The sequence below is a fragment of the Paraburkholderia lycopersici genome, assembly GCF_900096975.1.
Taxonomy (GTDB): domain Bacteria; phylum Pseudomonadota; class Gammaproteobacteria; order Burkholderiales; family Burkholderiaceae; genus Paraburkholderia; species Paraburkholderia lycopersici.
In genome coordinates this window covers 133,879-153,799 of the sequence record NZ_FMYQ01000012.1, presented here as the reverse complement: position 1 = coordinate 153,799, position 19,921 = coordinate 133,879, and the positions used below count along the sequence as shown (strand labels likewise).

14 protein-coding genes and 1 riboswitch are annotated in these 19,921 nt (G+C 67.9%); of the genes, 10 read left to right on the top strand and 4 right to left on the bottom strand.

The features are described 5' to 3' along the window. Positions 1-42: 42 nt before the first annotated feature. The 4 genes from BLU17_RS15305 to BLU17_RS15290 are packed head-to-tail and all read left to right on the top strand — an operon-like array spanning position 43 to position 3,419. A complete protein-coding gene (locus BLU17_RS15305) occupies positions 43-828 on the top strand; it encodes a creatininase (RefSeq protein ID WP_091997853.1) in 786 nt (261 codons plus the stop codon). 23 nt (positions 829-851) lie between these two features. After that, positions 852-1,736 carry a hypothetical protein gene (locus BLU17_RS15300; RefSeq protein WP_091997851.1) on the top strand — a complete coding sequence of 295 codons (885 nt, stop codon included), beginning with the start codon at positions 852-854 and terminating at the stop codon, positions 1,734-1,736. Continuing rightward, on the top strand, positions 1,723-2,580 hold the full coding sequence (locus tag BLU17_RS15295; protein ID WP_091997849.1) for an ABC transporter permease: 858 nt from the start codon (positions 1,723-1,725) through the stop codon (positions 2,578-2,580). Before BLU17_RS15300 ends, BLU17_RS15295 begins: the two co-directional genes overlap by 14 nt. Continuing rightward, positions 2,577-3,419, top strand: a complete 843-nt coding sequence (locus BLU17_RS15290) for an ABC transporter ATP-binding protein (protein ID WP_091997848.1) — start codon at positions 2,577-2,579, stop codon at positions 3,417-3,419. Before BLU17_RS15295 ends, BLU17_RS15290 begins: the two co-directional genes overlap by 4 nt. A gap of 24 nt (positions 3,420-3,443) precedes the next feature. Here BLU17_RS15290 and BLU17_RS15285 read toward each other — a convergent pair whose 3' ends face one another. Next, positions 3,444-4,136, bottom strand: coding sequence for a cysteine hydrolase family protein (locus BLU17_RS15285; RefSeq protein WP_091997846.1), 693 nt, complete (start codon positions 4,134-4,136; stop codon positions 3,444-3,446). 211 nt (positions 4,137-4,347) lie between these two features. Further along, a riboswitch (guanidine-I (ykkC/yxkD leader) is annotated at positions 4,348-4,490 on the top strand. 60 nt (positions 4,491-4,550) lie between these two features. On the opposite strand from BLU17_RS15285, the gene BLU17_RS15280 reads away from it, so the two are divergent. The 6 genes from BLU17_RS15280 (at position 4,551) to scpC (ending at position 14,500) form a co-directional block, all read left to right on the top strand. Continuing rightward, a complete protein-coding gene (locus tag BLU17_RS15280) occupies positions 4,551-5,312 on the top strand; it encodes an urea amidolyase associated protein UAAP1 (RefSeq protein WP_091997844.1) in 762 nt (253 codons plus the stop codon). 9 nt (positions 5,313-5,321) lie between these two features. Next, a complete protein-coding gene (locus BLU17_RS15275) occupies positions 5,322-5,981 on the top strand; it encodes an urea amidolyase associated protein UAAP2 (protein ID WP_091997843.1) in 660 nt (219 codons plus the stop codon). Then, a complete protein-coding gene (gene uca / locus BLU17_RS15270; protein WP_091997841.1) occupies positions 5,978-9,562 on the top strand; it encodes an urea carboxylase in 3,585 nt (1,194 codons plus the stop codon). Before BLU17_RS15275 ends, uca begins: the two co-directional genes overlap by 4 nt. Then, entirely contained in the window at positions 9,559-11,391 is a 1,833-nt protein-coding gene (gene atzF / locus BLU17_RS15265) for an allophanate hydrolase (protein WP_091997839.1), read from the top strand. Before uca ends, atzF begins: the two co-directional genes overlap by 4 nt. Positions 11,392-11,710: 319 nt before the next feature. Further along, the gene (locus tag BLU17_RS15260; protein WP_091997837.1) at positions 11,711-12,778 is read left to right on the top strand and encodes a purine-nucleoside phosphorylase; all 1,068 of its coding nucleotides are present in this window, start codon (positions 11,711-11,713) and stop codon (positions 12,776-12,778) included. Between the two features lie 213 nt (positions 12,779-12,991). Beyond that, positions 12,992-14,500 carry a succinyl-CoA:acetate CoA-transferase ScpC gene (gene scpC / locus BLU17_RS15255; protein ID WP_091997836.1) on the top strand — a complete coding sequence of 503 codons (1,509 nt, stop codon included), beginning with the start codon at positions 12,992-12,994 and terminating at the stop codon, positions 14,498-14,500. A gap of 24 nt (positions 14,501-14,524) precedes the next feature. On the opposite strand, the gene BLU17_RS15250 is transcribed toward scpC, so the two are convergent. Genes BLU17_RS15250 through rbbA form a run of 3 tightly spaced genes read right to left on the bottom strand, consistent with a single transcriptional unit; the run spans position 14,525 to position 19,919 of the window. After that, positions 14,525-15,985, bottom strand: a complete 1,461-nt coding sequence (locus BLU17_RS15250) for an efflux transporter outer membrane subunit (RefSeq protein ID WP_091997834.1) — start codon at positions 15,983-15,985, stop codon at positions 14,525-14,527. A 7-nt stretch (positions 15,986-15,992) separates the two neighbouring features. Next, positions 15,993-17,120 (bottom strand): ABC transporter permease, encoded by a 1,128-nt coding sequence (locus BLU17_RS15245; protein WP_091997832.1) that lies wholly within the window; start codon positions 17,118-17,120, stop codon positions 15,993-15,995. 3 nt (positions 17,121-17,123) lie between these two features. After that, entirely contained in the window at positions 17,124-19,919 is a 2,796-nt protein-coding gene (gene rbbA, locus BLU17_RS15240) for a ribosome-associated ATPase/putative transporter RbbA (protein WP_091997831.1), read from the bottom strand. Positions 19,920-19,921: the final 2 nt, after the last annotated feature.

The following is a 19,921-nucleotide window of genomic DNA, read 5'->3' as shown; positions in this document are numbered from 1 at the left end:
TTCGACTACAACGCACGCGCTACCCGATCACAGGATCGCCCAATGAATTCTCATCTGATGCAGCATCTGAGCTGGGTCGACTACCGCCAGCGCATCCTCGACGACGAGGCCATCGTGCTGCTGCCCTGCGGCGCGCTGGAGCAGCATGGTCCGCATCTGCCGCTCGGCACCGATGCGCTCCTTTCGAGCGCGGTGGCGCTCGACGTTGCGCGCGAAGTTGGCGGGATCGTTGCGCCCGCATTCAATTACGGCTATCGCTCGCAGCCGAAATGCGGCGGCGGCCAGCACTTCTGCGGCACGACGAGTCTCGACGGCAACAACCTGAGCCAGATGACGCGCGACGTGATCCGCGAATTCGCGCGCCATGGCGTACGGCGGCTCGCGTTGATCGACGGCCACTACGAGAACCAGTGGTTCCTCACGGAAGGCATCGAGCTTGCGATGCGCGACCTGTCCCAGCAAGGCACGCGCACGCCGCCGCTGCGTGTCGTGCGGCTGGAGTACTGGGACTTCCTGACCGCGCCCACGCTCGCCAAGGTGTTTCCGGAAGGCTTTCCCGGTTTCGCGCTCGAGCATGCGGCCGTGATGGAAACGTCGATGATGTTGCACTACCACCCGAACCTCGTCTCGATCGACAGGATCCCCGACGATGGCCCCGCGGACTTTCCCGCCTACGACACCTACCCGACCCGCACGGGCTGGGTGCCGCTCTCGGGCGTGCTGTCGTCGGCACGCGGATCGAGCGCGGTAAAGGGGGCGTTGCTCGCGCGCGAAGTCGCGGAACGGGTAGCCGCCGCGTTGCGCGCGGAATTCTCGGACCTGTCCTGACGTGCGGCGCGAGTGAACCGGATATGACCCAACTGATGAACCAGACGGACGCAAGCGTCGTCGACCCAGGCGCCTGGCTCGACCGTCCCGCCGCGGCTGCGCGTGTTCCGCAGCGCTATCGCGGGCTGTGGCGGCGCACGCTGTTGCGCGACGCGGCGGGGCGCGAGGACCGTGCAACGCGCGTGTTCTGGCTGCAAACGGCGCGCGTGCACGTGGACCTGCGCGTGAGCGCGGACCGCTCCGGTTTCGAGGGCGTAAGCGGCCTCGACGCATTGCCGCGCGACCTGCTGACGGAACTGGCGCGGCAGCAGGGCTTTGCGGGCTTCACCGCGATCGAACCCGGCGTACCCGAGGTTTGCACCTGGCATCGCCAGATCGACTTCAGCCCGCCGGCCGACACGCGCGATATGGGCATGATGTGCTTCGAGTCGCCCGACGTGCTGCTCGAAGACGGCATCGACGCCCATTACCACGAGCGCTGGGAGCGCGAGCCGGCTTCGGATGGCCCGACGTGGGCGGCGTTGCCGCCCTCGGACGCGCTGCGAGGATCGACGGCGCACGTACCCGATGACCGGCCAACGTGCTTTCTCGCGCGCGCCGGCGGCTTTTTCATGTTTGCGCGCGCACGTTCTCCGGCGGCGACGGCATGGCTTGCGCAGCATCGCGGACGCACGCTGGCGCAGGTCGTCGGAGACCCGTCGGTCTCGCTCGAGCAGGCCCGCGCACTGCTCGATTTCGAAATTTCGCTGGGGCATGTGGCGGCGTCTCCTGGCATGCGTCCTGTCATTGCGTTGTCGACGCATCCATGGCGCGAAGGGCACACGTTGCCCTTCGAACTCGCCCCGGTGGTTGAAGCTGCCGAACCCGCTGGAATCACTGACTCAAGGAGCAACCATGTCGACGACTGAACATGCGCCGGCGCGCGAAATGCTGGCCCCACCCGTCGCGGCCAAAAGCCGGCCTGTGCCGCTGTGGGTCGTACGCGGCGAAATCAGCCGCCGCGCCTATATCGGATTCGCCTTGACGGGTCTGATCGTGCCGCTCCTCGCGTGGTGGGCCTTGTCGCTTTCGGGGCTCGTCGATCCGACCTTCATGCCGGGGCCCGGCGCCGTCGTCCATCGGCTCGTGAGCTGGTGGACCGACGACGGCCTCGCGGACGATATCTGCATCAGCATCTACCGCGTGGTGGGCGGCTGGGCGCTCTCGGCCGTGTTCGCGCTGCCGCTCGGCCTGCTGATCGGCACGTTCCGCCCGGTGCAGGCGTTGCTCGAGCCGCTGACCGACTTTATCCGCTACATGCCCGCCGTCGCGTTCATTCCGCTCGTGATGCTATGGATCGGCATCGACGAAGGATCGAAGATCGCGATCATCTTCATCGGCACGTTCTTCCAGATGGTGCTGATGATCGCCGAGAACGTGCGCGCGGTGCCGATCGCGCAGATCGAAGCCGCGCAAACGATGGGTGCGACGCGCGAGGAAATGATCCGCCTCGTGATCTTTCCGTCGTCGCGGCCGGCTATCGTGGACACGTTGCGTATCACCATGGGATGGGCCTGGACTTACCTCGTGGTCGCCGAGCTCGTGGCGGCCAACTCGGGACTCGGCTATGCGATCCTGAAGGCCCAGCGCTATTTGCAGACTGATCGCATTTTCGGCGGAATCCTGCTGATCGGCCTCATCGGGCTCATGATCGACCAGGTGTTCCGGCTCGTTCACCGGCTGTGTTTTGGAAAATGGATGGCCAAGCGATGATCAATACTTCCTCGAAAATCTCCATCGAACGGGTATCGAAGTACTTTGGGCGCGGCAGCGACCAGGTGCGCGCGCTCGCCGGCGTCGAACTCAACGTGCAGCCAAACGAGTTCATCACGCTGGTGGGGGCCTCGGGTTGCGGCAAGTCCACCTTGCTGCGCATTCTCGGCGGGCTCGAAACGATCGACGACGGCGCGGTTCGCGTCGACGGGCAAGCGATCGACGGGCCCGGCGTGGACCGCGCGATGGTGTTCCAGCACTACAGCCTGTACCCATGGTTGACGGTTCGCCAGAACATCCAGTTTTCCCGGCGTCTCAAGACCAACCGGCGCGACCTGACTTCGAGCGCGGTCGAGGTGGCGAGCGGGCGCGCGGACGCGCTGCTGCGCTTGATGGGGCTCACGCACGTCGCCGACGCGTTTCCGAACCAGCTTTCCGGCGGCATGCAGCAGCGTGTGGCGATTGCGCGGGCGCTGCAGGGCCGGCCGTCGATCCTGCTCATGGACGAGCCGTTCGGCGCGCTCGACGCGCAAACCCGCGAGGTGATGCACGATCTGATCCTGCATGTGCATGGACTGGAGAAGTCCACCGTCGTGTTCGTCACGCACGACGTGGAAGAGGCCATTTACCTCGGTCATCGCGTCGTGCTGATGGCGCCGAGGCCGGGGCGCATCGACACGATCTACGACGTGCCGCTGCCCGCCGTGCGCAATCCCGAGATGAAGCTCGCACCGGAATTCAACGCGCTCAAACGTGAAATTCTGGCGCGCATTCGCGAGACCTCGGGCATGAAGACCGACCTCGAGATGCTCGAACAGCTCACGCGCACGGTAGCCTGAGCCGCGCACCGGCGACCCGCGTGCTCATGCGCGCGGCGCAAACTTCTCCAGCGCGGCAAGCAGATCGTCCGAGCGTGCGGTGGCGGCGAGATAACCTCCCTCGATGCGCAGCAGCCGCACGGCGTCGTCATGGTCGCTCGCGCACGGCTCGGCGCAGCAGTCTTCGAGTACGAGCACCTCATAGCCGCGGTCGCTCGCTTCGCGCGCCGTGCTGGTCACGCAAACGGCGGTCGTCACACCGGTCAGGATCAGCCGCGAGATGCCCGATACGGTCAGCACGTGATGAAGATCCGTCGCGTGAAAGGCTCCGGTGCCGGGCTTGTCGATCACCGCTTCGTTTTCGCGCGGCTGGAGTTCGTCGATGATCTGCCAGCCCGCTTCCCCGCGTACCAGTAGCCTGCCGAGCGGACCGCGGCTGCCGATTTCAGCGCCCGCGCGCGCGGTCTTCAGGCGCTTGCTTTCGGGAAGGTCGGAGAGGTCGGGGCGATGCCCCTCGCGCGTATGCACGATCTTCATGCCGAGCGCCGCCGCGCGCTCTCGCACGCGCTGGATACGCGGCACGATGGCGCGGGCAGGGCCGACATCGCCGCCGCGCGCGCCCATGTACCCGCGCGGATCGCAAAAGTCCCGTTGCATGTCGATGATGACGAGAGCGGCCGACTCGATCGTGAGCGGGCCGGTGAGCGGAAAATCGTAAGGCTGGGCGGTGATCTTCATGGTTGTGTGCGCAATGACCGGGTCGCCAGTGTAGGTCGACAATATTGCGCGGGGCACGCGGGCACCGAACTGAAGCTTGCCGTGTCGCGCGAGGCATGAGGATGGTGCGAAGCCGTCCGAAGTGGTGCTTCTTTCCCCGGCGTTGGCGCAGTTTTGACTGGCACGCAATTCGCTTAATCCTGAATCGAGAGGTGCGAAGCAATTTGCATCATCTTAGGATTGCTAGGGTTCCGGTCGTCGCGCCGCAAAGCGCGGCGATGGCTGGTCCGAGAGCCATCCGGTCTTGTTGCCTGCCTCGTAGCGCGAATCGAAGGCGGCGGTAAGGCTCCACGGAGGGATAAAAGCCCGGGAGGTCGCGATGTCGTCGGTATCGCCCTCTCACTGCTTTTGTCATTCCCGATATCAGGAGCCGCCATGTCGCCGCAAAGCGTTGCCGAACCCATTCCCTTGCCCTTGTCCCAGGTTCTGTGGGAAACCGTCATACCCGCCGGTACGCACTGGTCAGGCGTGCTGCGCCGCGGCCTCGCGCTGCGCCTCGTCGATAGCGAAGGCGGCGCCAACCTCTCCGCCGTCTTCTATCGCCGGGAAGATCCGCTCGAACGCTACAACATGGCGGATACGCTCAAGGCGCAGCACACCGCGCATCTGACGCGCGGCTGCGTGCTGTACTCGGACATGGGCCGCGTGATGGCCTCGATCACGCACGACACGCTGGGCTGGCACGACCCGGTCGGCGGTGTCGGCGATGCGAAGCTGTTCGAGCGCCGCTACGGCAAGACGACCTACCAGGCGCAGCGCAACGACATGATCCGCAACGGGCGCGACAGCCTCGTGCTCGAACTCGCGAAGCATGGCCTCGGCGCGCGCGATCTGGTCGCCAACGTCAACTTCTTCAGCAAGGTCGCTTATGGCGAGGACGGTTCGCTCGCCTGGGTGCCGGGCCATTCGAGGGCGGGGGCGAGCGTCGACCTGCGCTTCGAGATGAACACGCTCGCCGCGTTTTCCACGGCGCCCCATCCGCTCGACGCCAACCCGGCTTATGAGCCGAAGCCCGTGACGCTCATCGCCTACCGGGCGTACGCCGGCGACGCCCGCGTTCCCGACGACGACGCCTGTCGCAGCGCCTGCCCCGAGAACACCCGAGGGTTCATCAATACCGACCGCCTGTTTGCGTAAGGAACCGTCATGCCTATCGTCGAAAGCCAACTGGAGACGCAACGCGCGTCTTATGACTACACGCTGCCTGCGGGCGAGCCGTGGCTTCACCCGTTGAAGCGCGGCGACGTGCTGCGCATTCTCGATCTCGAAGGCAACCAGGCCGTCGATACGCTGTTCTACAACAGTGCCGACCCGCTCGAACGCTATAGCGCACAGGACACGATTCGCGAGCAAGGCAATCTCTACCTCACGGCGGGCAGCGTCCTGATGTCGAACTTCGGCAACCCGATGCTGACGATCGTCGCCGATACCTGCGGCCGGCACGATACGCTCGGCGGCGCCTGCGCGGCGGAGAGCAACACCGTGCGCTACGCGCTCGAGAAGCGCTACATGCACAACTGCCGCGACAGCTTTCTGAACGCCATCACGCGTCATTGCGGCTGTGACGCCCATGCGCGCCTGACCAAGCGCGACATCGTCAGCAACATCAACTTCTTCATGAACGTGCCGGTCACGCCGGACGGGAAGTTGTCCTTCGAGGACGGCATTTCGGCGCCCGGCAAATACGTCGAAGTGCGCGCGCACATGGATGTGAGCGTGCTGATCTCGAACTGCCCGCAGCTCAACAACCCGTGCAACGGCTATAACCCGACGCCCGTGCGGCTCACCATCTGGGGTGCGTCATGAGCTTCGGCAAGGTCTTGATTGCGAATCGCGGCGAGATTGCGTGCCGCGTGATCCGCACGCTGCGCCGGCTCGGCATTGCTTCGGTCGCGGTCTATTCGGAGGCGGACCGGCATGCGCGCCACGTGCGGGAAGCCGACGAGGCCGTGTGCGTCGGCCCCGCGCCGGCGGCGCAGAGCTACCTGAACGTCGTCGCGATTCTCGACGCGGCGCGCAAGACGGGCGCGCATGCCGTGCACCCGGGCTACGGCTTTCTTTCGGAGAACGCAGCATTCGCGCAGGCCTGCGACGAGGCGGGCATCCGCTTTATCGGCCCTCGCCCCGAGCAGATGCGCGCGTTCGGCCTCAAGCATACGGCGCGCGCGCTCGCACGCGTTCACGACGTCCCGCTGCTGCCCGGCACGGCCCTGCTGCCCGACCTCGCCGGCGCGCAGGTCGAGGCCGCGCGAATCGGCTATCCGGTGATGCTCAAGAGCACGGCGGGCGGCGGCGGCATCGGCATGGCGCTGTGCCACGACGCGCGGCAACTCGAAGCCGCGTTTGCTTCGGTCGCGCGTCTGGGCGAGGCGAATTTCGCCAACGCCGGTGTCTACCTGGAGAAGTTCGTCGAGCACGCGCGTCATATCGAGGTGCAGATTTTCGGCGACGGCAAGGGCGGCGTGATTGCGCTCGGAGAGCGCGACTGCTCGGTGCAGCGGCGCAACCAGAAGGTGATCGAGGAGACGCCCGCGCCGGGCCTCACCGACGCGGAGCGCGCGGCGTTGCATGCGAGCGCGGTACGGCTCGCGCAGGCGGTGGCCTATGCTTCGGCGGGGACGGTGGAGTTCGTGTTCGATACGCTGGAGCGGCGCTTCTATTTTCTCGAAGTGAACACGCGCCTGCAGGTCGAGCATTGCGTGACCGAGGCGGTGACGGGGCTCGATCTCGTCGAATGGATGATTCGCCAGGCCGAAGGCACGTTGCCGCCGCTGGAGACGATCGCGCGCGCGCCGGTCGGCGCGAGCATCCAGGTGCGCCTCTATGCCGAAGATCCGCACAAGCAGTTCCAGCCGAGCGCGGGCACGCTGACCCATGTGGAATTTCCGTCCGATGCCCGCGTCGACACCTGGGTCGAGGCGGGCACCGAAATCAGTTCGTTCTACGACCCGCTTCTCGCGAAGCTGATCGTCAAGGGGGAAACGCGTGCGCACGCGCTTGCCGCGCTGCGCGATGCGCTCTCGCGCACGCAGTTATATGGGATCGAAACGAACCTCGACTATCTGCGTGCCGTCGCCGGTTCGAGCACGTTCGTGCGCGGCGAGCAGACCACCGGCTTCCTGTCGCGCTTCGCGTTCGCGCCGCATACGATCGAGGTGCTCGACGGCGGCGTGCAGACCACCGTGCAGCAGACGCCTGGCCGGCTCGGCTACTGGGACGTCGGCGTGCCGCCTTCGGGCCCGATGGACGATCTCTCGTTCGATCTCGCCAACGAGCTGGTCGGGAACGCTCCCGATGCGGCCGGCCTTGAGTTCACGATGGTCGGCGCGACGCTGCGCTTCAACACCGCCGCGCTTTTCGTGCTCGGCGGCGCGCCGCTCGCGGCCACGCTCGACGGCGCGCCGGTCGCGTTCTGGCAGGTGCAGCGCGCCGCGCCCGGCGCCGTGCTGAAGCTCGGCGGCGTGACCGGCGCGGGCGTGCGCGCGTGCCTCGCCGTGAAGGGCGGCCTGCAGGTGCCGGACTATCTCGGCAGCAAGGCCACGTTTACGCTCGGTCAGTTCGGCGGCCACGCGGGCCGCGCGTTGCGGCGCGGCGACGTGCTCCATCTCGCCGAAGACGCCGGCTCGGGCGAAACGGGCGCCACGCTTGCGGCGGACCGCGCTCCCGTGCTGACGAGCCAGTGGACGCTCGGCGTGCTCGACGGTCCGCATGGCGCGCCCGACTTCTTCACGCCCGACGACATCGACATGCTGTACGGCACGCGCTGGACCGTTCACTACAATTCGAGCCGCACGGGCGTGCGCCTGATCGGCCCGAAGCCGCAATGGGCGCGTGCCGACGGCGGCGAGGCGGGCTTGCATCCGTCGAACATCCACGACAACGCCTATGCGATCGGCGCAGTCGATTTCACGGGCGACATGCCCGTGATCCTCGGGCCCGACGGGCCGAGCCTCGGCGGCTTCGTTTGCCCCGTCACCGTGGTGCGCGAGGAACTCTGGAAGCTCGGGCAGTTGCGTCCGGGCGATACGGTTCAGTTCGCGCGCGTGGCCGAAAAAGGACAAGCATCGGCGCCGGCCGCCGCCGGAGAGTGCGTGCTGTATCGCGACGCCGGGGCGGGCGAGGGTATCGGCGTCGCTTACCGGCGTTCGGGCGACGGCAATCTGCTGATCGAATACGGTCCGCTCGTTCTCGACCTCCATCTGCGCTTTCGCGTGCATGCGCTGATGACGTGGCTGCAGCAGCAGCGCATGCCGGGCATCATCGATCTCACGCCCGGCATCCGCTCGCTGCAGGTGCACTTCGATCCGCGGGTGCTTGCGCGCGACAAGCTCATCGAGCATTTGCAGCGCGCCGAGCGCGAGCTGCCGCCTGTCACCGAAATGCGCGTGCCGAACCGCATCGTGCACTTGCCGCTCTCGTGGGACGACCCGTCCACGCGCGTCGCGATCGAAAGGTACATGCAATCGGTGCGGCCCGACGCGCCGTGGTGCCCGAGCAATATCGAGTTCATCCGCCGCATCAACGGGCTCGCGAGCGTCGACGACGTCAAGCGCATCGTGTTCGACGCGCGCTACCTCGTCATGGGCCTGGGCGACGTCTACCTCGGCGCGCCGGTCGCCACGCCGCTCGATCCGCGCCACCGGCTCGTCACGACCAAATACAACCCGGCCCGGACATGGACGCCCGAGAACGCCGTCGGCATCGGGGGCGCTTATCTGTGCGTGTACGGCATGGAAGGGCCGGGTGGATATCAGTTCGTGGGCCGCACGGTGCAGATGTGGAACCGCTATCGCACCACGCGCGAGTTCGAGGCGGGCAAGCCCTGGTTGCTGCGTATTTTCGACGAGATCCGTTTCCACGAAGTCAGCGAAGCGGAGCTCGCGCAACTGCGCGCCGACTTCGTCGCCGGACGCGCAAGCCTTCAGATCGAGGAATCGGTATTCGATCTCGGGGCTTACAGCCGCTTCCTCCACGACGAGGCCGACTCGATCGCGGCGTTCAAGGCGACCCAGCAGGCCGCGTTCGAAGCCGAGCGCGAACGCTGGCGCGCGGCGGGCCACGCGCAATACGGCGCGGACGAGGAGAGCGCAGGCACAGCGGCCGGCGGCGACGGCGAAGCGCTCGACGAAGGTTGTCTCGCGCTGACGGCCGATCTTTCCGGCAGCGTCTGGAAGCTGCTCGTGAAAGCGGGCGATGCGATCGAGAAAGGGCAGGTGGTCGCCATTCTCGAATCGATGAAGATGGAAGTCTCCGTTAGCGCGGCCGAAGCCGGCACGATCGAATCGGTCGATTGCAGCGAAGGGGCGGCCATCGTCAACGGTCAACGGCTCATGGTGCTGCGCGTCGAGGCTCGCAGCGCCACGTTTCAGGAGGAATCCCAGGCATGAACGCAGCACAACCCATGACGATAGCCGGACTGCGGGCGCAGTATCGCGACGGCACGCTGACTCCGGCACAGCTCGTCGATTCGATCGCCGCGCGCCTCGCCGCGGGCGACCCTCATCGCGCGTGGATCCGTCCGCTCACGCGCGACGAGATGATGCGCTACGCCGACGCCTTGAAGGACCGCGATCCCGCGAGCTTGCCGCTTTATGGCGTGCCGTTCGCGATCAAGGACAACATCGATCTCGCCGGCATTCCCACCACGGCCGGCTGCCCCGACTATGCCTACGTGCCGCAGACGAGCGCGCCCGTGGTCGCCCGGCTGATCGCGGCCGGCGCGATTCCGGTGGGCAAGACCAATCTCGACCAGTTCGCCACCGGCCTGTCCGGCCAACGCTCGCCGTACGGAGCGTGCCGCAATGCGCTCGACATGCGCTACGCCTCCGGTGGATCGAGCTCCGGCTCGGCCGTGAGCGTGGCGCTGGGCGTGGTCGCGTTCTCGCTCGGTACCGACACGGCGGGATCGGGCCGCGTGCCCGCCGCGTTCCACGGGCTGATCGGCCTGAAGCCCACCAAGGGCGTGCTCAGCACGCAGGGCGTCGTGCCCGCCTGCAAATCGCTCGACTGCGTGACGATCTTCGCGCAGACGACCGGCGACGCGCGCATCGTGTTCGATGCCGCGCGCGGCGTGGCCGAAGATGATCCCTATGGCCGCGCGTGGTCGCCGCTCGCGGGCGCGGCAGGGCCGCGCGAAGCACGCTCGCTGGCGGGCGTGCGGCTTGGTGTGCCGCGTACCGCGCAGCTCGAGTTCTTCGGCGACGACTCGTATCGCACCGCATTCGACGCCGCGCTCGCGCGCGCGAAGGCGGCGGGCGCGCAACTCGTGGAAATCGATTTCGAGCCGTTCCTCGCCACGGCGCGCCTGCTCTACGAAGGGCCGTGGGTGGCGGAACGGCTCGCGGCGATTCGCGAGTTCCATGCGGCGAAGCCCGAGGCGCTTCACCCGGTGATCCGGGAGATCATCGGCGGCGCGGCGCGGTGGAGCGCGGCGGACGTGTTCGAGGCCTTCGACCGCCTCGCCGCGCTGCGGCTGCAGAGCGAACGCGTCTGGTCCTCGATCGACGCGATCTTCATGCCGACATCGGCGACGACGGCCACCGTCGACGAACTCGAAGCCGATCCGATTCGCGTGAACTCCCGCTTCGGCTACTACACGAACTTCGTCAATCTGCTCGACCTTTCCGCGGTCGCCGTGCCGGCCGGGCACTGCACGCAGGGGCGGCACGCGGGCCTGCCCTTCGGCGTAACGTTCGTCGCGCGCGCCCACGAAGACGCCTCGCTGCTCGGCCTTGCGAACGCATGGCTCGGCGACGGCGCGGCGCGGAGCGAAGCCGTCTTGTCCGGCGAGGACGCGAACGCGCGCGCGCGCGTGGCCGTGGTCGGCGCGCATCTGGCCGGGCAACCGCTCAACTGGCAACTCACGCAGCGCGGCGCGCGACTCGTCTGCACCGCGCGCACCGCGCCGGAGTACCGGCTTTACGCGCTGCCCGCCGCGCCCGGCGCCGTGAGCAAACCGGGGCTGGTGCGCACGGCGGAGGGCGGCATGGCGATCGAGGTCGAAGTCTGGGAAATGCCGGTGTCCGCGTATGGGAGTTTCGTGGCCGGGATTGCGCCGCCTCTCGGCATTGGCACGCTGAAGCTCGCCGACGGGGCGCTCGTGCAGGGCTTTCTGTGCGAGAGCGCGGCGTTGGCGGATGCGATCGACATCAGCGATGCGGGCGGGTGGCGGGCATGGGTCGGGAGGCGTTCCGAAACGGCCGACGTGCAGCCGTAGGCGCCCGCGCCCAATTGCATGCCCCCTGGGTCGCGCCGGCGGCTCCAGCGCGATCCAGGGGGCGCTCGGGATTGGACCTTCGCGCAAGGGCTGTCCGGCCTGCCGGCGTGCAAAGGAAGCCGGGTCGTCATCGGCCGGCCGGCAAACCGCGGACGCTCGCCAGTGCCCTTTTTTCTCCGCTTATACTCACAGTCGCCTGAACGGCTCGCGCCCAGGTCCCACGCTGCACGCCGACAGAAAAACCACGACGTCAGTCGACAAAACGGCATGCGATTCACGTTTCGCAACCTCCGTTCTTACATGACAGGTGGGACCGCTTATGCTCAATCGTGCTTTTGGAGCAGTGATTTCATCGCTGCTCGCGGCCGGCGCGGCCGTTGCACCGGCCATCGCGCAGGCTGACGACGGCTTTGCGCAGGACGACGGCGCGTCGCATGGCCGTCCGGTCAAGGTGATGATCGTTTCGATGTTCGGTCCGGAAGGCCAGGTGTGGCTCGATCATCTCGGACCGTGGCAGGACATCGCCGTCGCGGGCCTGTCTCCCGACTATCCGGCCGTGCACTGCAATCGCCAGGACGTCTGCGTGATGACGACGGGCATGGGGCACGCGAATGCCGCCGCGTCGATCATGGCGCTGACGTTCTCGCCGCGTTTCGACTTGCGTCATACGTACTTCATGGTGGCGGGCATCGCCGGCATCGATCCGCTTCAGGGGACCGTCGGTTCCGCGGCCTGGGCGAACTGGCTGGTCGACTTCGGCATTCAGTGGGAAATCGACGGACGCGAAATTCCGCCCGGCTGGAACACCGGCAATCTCGGCATCAACACGACGGGCCCGACGCAGAAGCCGCCGCTCGACTATCGCACGGAGGTGTTCCAGCTCAATCCGGCGCTCTCGAACGCGGCGTTCGCGCTGTCGCGCAACGTGACGCTGACCGACGACGCCCAGGCGCAGGCCGCCCGTGCCAGATACGGCTATGCGCCCGCGAACCGTTCGCCGGCCGTGATCCAGTGCGATACCCTGGCGGGCGATACCTGGTGGTCGGGCACCGACCTCGGCGAGCGGGCGCGGCAATGGACGAAGATCCTGACCGACGGCAAGGGCACCTATTGCACGACGCAGCAGGAAGACAATGCCACCTTCGAGGCGCTGACGCGCGCGGCGGCCGTGCATCGCGTCGACCTGAACCGTGTCGCGGTGCTGCGCGCCGGCTCGGACTTCGACCGGCCGGCCGCGGGCCAGTCGAGCGCGGACAATCTGCTCAACTACGCGTCGCAGGGCGGCTTCACGATCGCGATCGACAATCTGTTTCTCGCGGGCAATCCGCTCGTGCAGGACATCGTCACGCATTGGGGCGAGTGGCGCGACGGCGTACCGCAGCGGTAGTGCGTTCGCGGCGGGCGGCAGGCGTACCGCCTGCCGGTCCGGGGGCCGCGCTCGCCCGCGGCTTGTGGGACGGGACACGCGCCTGTGCACAGAATCCGCAGCTCGGGACAGGATGCGCGTAGAGTGCAGGAACGGGGCGGCGAGGCGTGAAGCCCAGGTCGTCCCGCTGCGTCTCAAACGTGTCCGTAGCACGGGGAATGGCAAGGAGCGGATATGAAATCACGGATTCAAAACGCGTCGTTCATTTCGAAAGTGATGCCGGCCAGCGCGGCTGCGGCACAGATTCAACCGGGCATGACGGTGGGCATGAGCGGATTCACCGGCTCGGGGTATCCGAAGGCCGTGCCGCTCGAACTCGCGCGGCTGATCGAGGGCGCGCATGCGCGGGGCGAACGGTTCGCCATACGCGTGCTGACCGGTGCGTCCACGGCGCCGGAACTCGACGGGGCACTCGCCAAAGTAGGCGGAATCGATTTTCGCCTGCCGTACCAGAGCGACCCCGAACTGCGCGCGCGCATCAATCGGGGCGAGATCGAGTACATGGACATCCACCTCGGTCAGGTGGCCCAGTATGCCTGGTTCGGCTTTCTCGGCAATATCGACATGGCGGTGGTCGAGGTCGCCGGCGTGCTGCCCGACGGCCGCCTGATTCCCTCGACGTCGGTGGGCAACAACAAGACGTGGCTCGATCTGGCGAGTCGGGTGATCCTGGAGGTGAACTCGAATCAGCCCGCCGGACTCGACGGCATGCACGACATCTACTACGGCACGGCGCTGCCGCCCGAGCGCAAGCCGATACCGCTCGTCGCCCCCGGGGACCGCATCGGCGAGCCGTATCTGCGGGTCGATCCCGCGAAGGTGGTGGCGGTCGTCGAAACCCACGCGCCGGACCGCCTCGGCCGCTTCGCGGCGCCCGACGAGATCAGCGCGCGTATCGCCGGGCATCTCGTGGAGTTCTTCCGGCACGAAATCGCGCATGGCCGGCTGCGGCCCGAATTGCTGCCGCTGCAGTCCGGCGTGGGCAATATCGCCAACGCGGTGCTCGGTGGCCTGCGCGACGGGGGCTTCGAAGGACTCAGCGCATTCACCGAAGTGATCCAGGACGGCATGCTGGACCTGATCCGCACCGACACGCTGCGCGTGGCTTCGGCCACGGCGCTCTCGCTGAGCCCGGAGGGCGTCGATGAATTCCAGCGCAACATCGCCCACTATCGCAGCCGCATCGTGCTGCGTCCGCAGGAAATCTCGAACCACGCGGAACTGGTGAGGCGTCTGGGGTGCATCGCCATCAACGGCATGGTGGAGGCGGACATCTACGGCAACGTCAATTCCACGCACGTCGCGGGCACGTCGATCATCAACGGCATTGGCGGGTCGGGCGATTTCGCGCGCAACGGCTTCCTGGCGTGCTTCGTGACACCGAGCATCGCGAAGAACGGCGCCATTTCGTGCATCGTGCCCATGGCGAGCCACGTTGACCACACCGAGCACGACGTGACCGTGATCGTGACCGAGCAGGGTCTCGCGGACCTGCGCGGCCTCTCGCCCAAGCAGCGCGCCCGGGCCGTCATCGCGCAATGCGCGCATCCCGATTATCGTCCGCTGCTCGAAGACTATTTCGAGCGCGCCTGCCGCGAGAGCGTGGGCAAACACACGCCGCATCTCCTCGACGAAGCGTTGTCGTGGCACCAGCGCTTCGTGCGGAGCGGAAGCATGCGGTGAGCCGGACGCCGCGCGCGTGCGCGCTCATGGACTCGCATTCGCGTTGAGCGGCGCGGTGTCGTCCGCCGACCAGCCGCCGCCCAACGCAAGATAGAGCCGCACGGTCGCGAGTGCGGCGGCGGTCGAGGACGCTTCGAGTTCGTCTTCGCGCGCGATGGTGTCGACGCGCGCATCCAGCACGTCTTGCAGCGTGCGCTGACCGCCTTCGTAAAGCTGCTGGACCTGCGCGGCATGGCGCATGGCAAGTTCGTGCGCGGCGGCGAGCTGCGCGCGGCGCTGGTCGAGTCCCCAGCGCACGCCGTAGGCGCTGTCCACTTCCTCGAGCGTCTGGAGCAGCGTCTTGTCGTGCAGCGCGAGCGCGGCTTGCAGGCGCGCGTCGTTGGCGTCCACGTTTGCGCGCAGGCGTCCCGCGTTGAAGAGCGGAAGATCGGCGCCAATGCCGACCAGGCCACCCGTGCCGCCGAGGCCGGGCAGGCCGTCGAGCCGGAGATGGCCGTCGAGGCCGACGAACGTGAGGTAGAAGCGCGGCAGCAGGTCGGCTTTCGCGCTGCCAAGCCGCGCCGCTGCCGCGCGCACGAGCGCCGCGCTCGCGCGCACGTCCGGGCGGCGCTCCAGCACACCCGACGGCACTTCGCCCGAAGGCGGCGCCGGCAGGCGCAGCGGGCCGGGCGGGGCAAGCCGTTCGGCCTCCTGGGCGGGCTTGCCGCTCAGCACGGCAAGCCGCCGCTCGCGTACCTCGATCTGGCTCACGAGCCCACCGCGTTCCGCCTCGCGTTGCGCGATGCGCTCGCTCACGCGCTCGACGTCGGCGCGCGGCGCCTGGCCCGCGTCGAAACGGGCCGCCGCATAGCGCTCCATGGCGTGCAAGGTGTCGAGGCTGCGTTCGAGCACGGCCAGCCGCCGCTGGAGTCCTCGCGCTTCGAGATAGTTCTGCGCGACGTCCGCCGCGATCGCGATACGCGTGCCGCGCAGCTTTTCCTGCGCGGCGTCCGCGAGGGCCGAGGCCGCCTGCGCGTCGCTTGCGCGCCCGCCGAACAGGTCCGCTTCCCACGCGGCCGTCACGCCGCCCGCGTAGGCATCGAGGTCCGGCGAGTGGTCCGGCGCGATGGCGGGCTCGCGCAGGTCGCCAAACGCGTGTGCGGCGCCTGCCTGGGCGGAGAGCGTGGGATAGCGTGCCGACTGCGCGACAGTTGCGAGCGCGCGGGCTTCCCGCACGCGTGCCTGGGCGATGCGCAGATCGGTATTGGCGAGCAGGGCCTGCTCGACGTAGCCGGTGAGCCCGGGGTCCTGCCACGCACGCCACCAATGCGCGAGATCCGGGGCGGCGAGGGCGCCGGCGACGGGAACCTCGGTGAAGGCGGCGGGCACGTCGCGCTGCGGCGGGACCGGCACTTCGACGAGCGACGTGCAGGCAGCCACCGCGAGCACGATCGGGAGTATCGAAGCGAGACGCGCCGGGCGCATGGGAACGGAAGTGCGATTCATCGGAGGATCAGTCCTGTTGCGCGAGCATGGAGCGAAAGCGCGTCAACGCCAGCAAGAGAAAGAGCGCGCCCGCCGCGCTCACGCCCGCAAGCTGCGGCCAGACGATATCGAGCCCCGCGCCGCGAAACAGGATGGCCTGGGTCAACGAAACGAACTGCGTGGTCGGCAAGAGCTTCACGACGGGCTGCATCGCCTGCGGCATGCTCTGGACCGGCGTGGCCGCGCCGGAGAGCAGATAGGCGACCGCGTAGGTCGGGACCGCGAGCAGTCCGAACTGGGGCATGGCGGGCGCGAGCGTCGCGAGCCACATGCCGAGCGCCGTCACGGAAAAGAGGTAGAGCGCCGTGCTGAAGGCGAAAAGCGCGAGCGAGCCTTGCAGCGGCACGCCGAGCCAGCCATGGACGACGAGCGCGAGCGAGACGAGCGAGACGGCGAAGATGACGAAGCCGTTCGCGAGAATTTTCGCGGCCGCGATTTCGCTCGCGCGCACGGGCATGACCAGCAGATGCTCGATCGTGCCGTGCTCGCGCTCGCGGATCACCGCCGCGCCGACGAGAATGATCGAGAGCACCGTGATGTTCACGACGATCTGCATGGTCGAGCTGAACCAGAACGACTCCATGTTCGGGTTGAACAGCACGCGCACGACGGCGTTCGCCGGCATGGCCGTTTCGACGCCGCGCGCGTGCAGGAAGGCAAGCGTCTCGCGCGTGAAAATCGCCTGCAGATAGGCGGCGCCGAGCCCCGCCTGGGTCATGGCGGTCGCGTCGACGAGCACCTGGATGGCCGGCGCGCGTCCGGCGAGCACGTCGGCTTCGAAGCGCGGCGGAATCTCCAGGGCGAAGATATACGCGCCGCGATCGAGGGCGGCGTCGATGCCGCGCCGGTCCACGTCGACAGGAGGCTTGAAGTATGGCGGCAGGATCGCGGCGCGCAACTGGCGCGACAGGTCGGAATGGTCGGCGTCGACGATCGCGACCGACGCGTTGGACACCTCGGCCTTGATTCCCTTCGCGACCGAGTAGACGGCGAGCGTGAAGGCGAACCCGATCAGCGCCATCAGCGTGGCGTCGCGCAGGAGGCTGAACAGCTCCTTGCGCGCGAGGCGTGCGACGTTCTTGAGCCATTGCGTCATCGTTCAGGCCTCCTGTTTCGGCAGCAGGCAGTACGCCGCGACCAGGTAGACGAACGCGAATCCGAGCAGCGCGCCGTACATCGCGCCGAAGCTGCCCGCGCCGAGCCCCTTCGTGAAGGCGCCGAGGCTCACGAGCTGGAACCACGACGACGGAAATGCGAGCCCGGCCCAGTAGCTGCTGCCCGTGAGCGTGGAGACGGGATAGAGCAGGCCGGAGAAGTTCACGGACGGGATCAGGCACAGGATCGCGGTGCCGAAGATCGCCGCCACCTGCGAACGCACGAACGTGGAGACGAGCAGGCCGAGCGCCGTCGTGGCGAATACGAAGAGCAGCGCGCCCAATGAGAGCGCGATGAGCGAGCCCTTGAGCGGCACGCGCAGCACGCTGACGGTGAGCAGCAGGAGCACGGCGTAACTGAGCATCGCGAGCGCGACGTAGGGCAACTGCTTGCCGAGCAGGTATTCGCCGGGGCTGGCCGGCGAAGCGTGCAGGTTCGTGATCGAGCCCATCTCCTTTTCGCGCACGACGCCCAGCGCCGTGAGCATGGCCGGGATCAGGATCAGCGCGAGCATGACGATGCCGGGCGTGATCGCGTAAATGCTGCGAAACGACTCGTTGTAGACGAAGCGCGTCTCCACGCGCATCGGCAGCGCGGGTGGGGGGCTCGGCGCGCGCGCCTGCAACGTCTGCACGAAGCCGAGCAGCACGGCGTCCACGTAGGTCGCGATCGTCGCGCCGGAAAATGGGCTCGATCCGTCGACGTGAAACGAGATTTCGGGGCGGCGCTGCGCGAGCAGGTTGCGTCCGAAATCCGGCGGAATCTCCACGACGAGTTGCGCTTGTGCCGCGCGCAGCAGGCGGTCGGCGTCGCGCTCGCTCTGCGCGGCGCCCACCGGTTCGAAGTAGCGCGAGCCCGTGAACTGCTCGACGAGTTCGCGGCTCGCGAGGCTTTGGTCGCGGTCCAGCACCGCGAAGCGCACGTTCTCGACATCGAACGAGACGCTCCACGCGGCCGCGAGCAGCAGCACGACGGGGCCAAGCAGCGCAAAGGCGAGCCGCAGGCGGTCGCGGGCGAGTTCGATGGATTCGCGCCGCGTGAACGCCCATACGCGCGCCAGCGCGGCCACCGGCGACCATGCGCGCCTGGCCGCGCCTGTCGTGGAGGCGGTCATGGCGGCGGGCGCATCGCGCGGCTCGTGCGACTCGTGCGGCGAGGGCGGCGAGGGCGGCGTGTCCTGCACCTGCGCTTCTTCCAGCCACGCGATAAACGCCTCTTCCAGCGTCGGCGCGTGGCGCGCTTCGCGCAACGCCTCGGGACTTCCGAGCGCGAGCACGCGCCCGCGATGCATCAGCGAGATGCGGTCGCAGCGTTCGGCTTCGTTCATGAAGTGCGTGGAGATGAACAGCGTGACCGCCTGTTCCCGCGAAAGCCGCGCGAGGTGCCGCCAGAACATGTCGCGCGCGGCGGGATCGACACCGGAAGTCGGCTCGTCGAGGATCAGCACCTCGGGGCTGTGCAGGCAGGCCGCCGCGAGCTGCAGGCGCTGGCGGATGCCGAGCGGCAGGCTCGTGGGGCGCTCGTCGGCGCAGGCTTCGAGGTCGAAGCCCGCGAGCGCCTCGCGCACGGCGCGCCGCGCCCGTTCGCCCTCCATGCGATAAAGCCGCGCGTGCAGGTCGAGGTTCTGGCGCACGCTCAGTTCTTCGTAGAGGGAGAACGACTGCGACATGTAGCCGATCCTCATGCGCGTGCGCATATCGGCCGCATCGACGCGTTGGCCGAGCAGCGTGGCCGTGCCTTCGCTGGCGTCGAGCAGGCCGGTCAGCATTTTCATCGTGGTCGTCTTGCCGCAGCCGTTCGAGCCGAGGAAGCCGAAGATTTCGCCGCGCTCGATCCGGAAGCTCACGTGATCGACCGCGACGAACGCGCCGAAGCGGCGCGTGAGGTCATGCGCTTCGATCGCGGGCGCGCCGTCCGTCCGGATGCGCGGTCCGATCGCGAACTGGCCCGCGTCGCCGCGCCGTTGCGGCGGCAAGAGGGAAACGTAGGCCGTTTCGAGACTGGTGGTGCCCGCGCGCTGCAGCACTGCGTCGGTGCGCTCGCTCACGAGGACGCGCCCGGCGTCCATCGCCACCAGATGCGCGAAGCGCTGCGCCTCTTCCATGTAGGCGGTGGCCACGAGCACGGTCATCGCGCCGTGCGAGGCGCGCAGGTCGTCCACGAGCGTCCAGAACTGGCGGCGCGAGAGGGGATCGACGCCCGTCGTCGGCTCGTCGAGGATCAGCAGGTCGGGATCGTGCACCAGCGCGCAGCACAAGCCGAGCTTCTGCTTCATGCCGCCCGAGAGCTTGCCGGCGGGGCGCTCCCTGAAGGGCGCAAGGCCGGTCGCCTCCAGCAGCCGCGCCACGCGCGCGGCGCGTTCGCGCGCCGGCAGGCCGAACAGACGGCCGAAAAAATCCACGTTCTCATGGACGGAGAGCGAGGCGTAGAGATTGCGCCCGAGCCCCTGGGGCATGTAGGCGATGCGCGGCAGCATGCGTTCGCGCGCACTCCGTATGCGCAGATCGGCGCCGAGCACGACGACTTCGCCATCCTGAATGCGCTTCACGCCCGCGATGAGCGCAAGCAGCGTGGACTTGCCGATGCCGTCGGGACCGATCAGGCCGATCGTGGTGCCGGCGGGCAGCGAGAGCGAGACATCGTCGAGCGCGAGGGCCGCGCCGTAGCGGTGCGAGAGGCCTTCGACACGGATCGCGTCCGCGTTCGTCCCGGGTGCCGCTTCGGATTCCTGATCGCGCATCG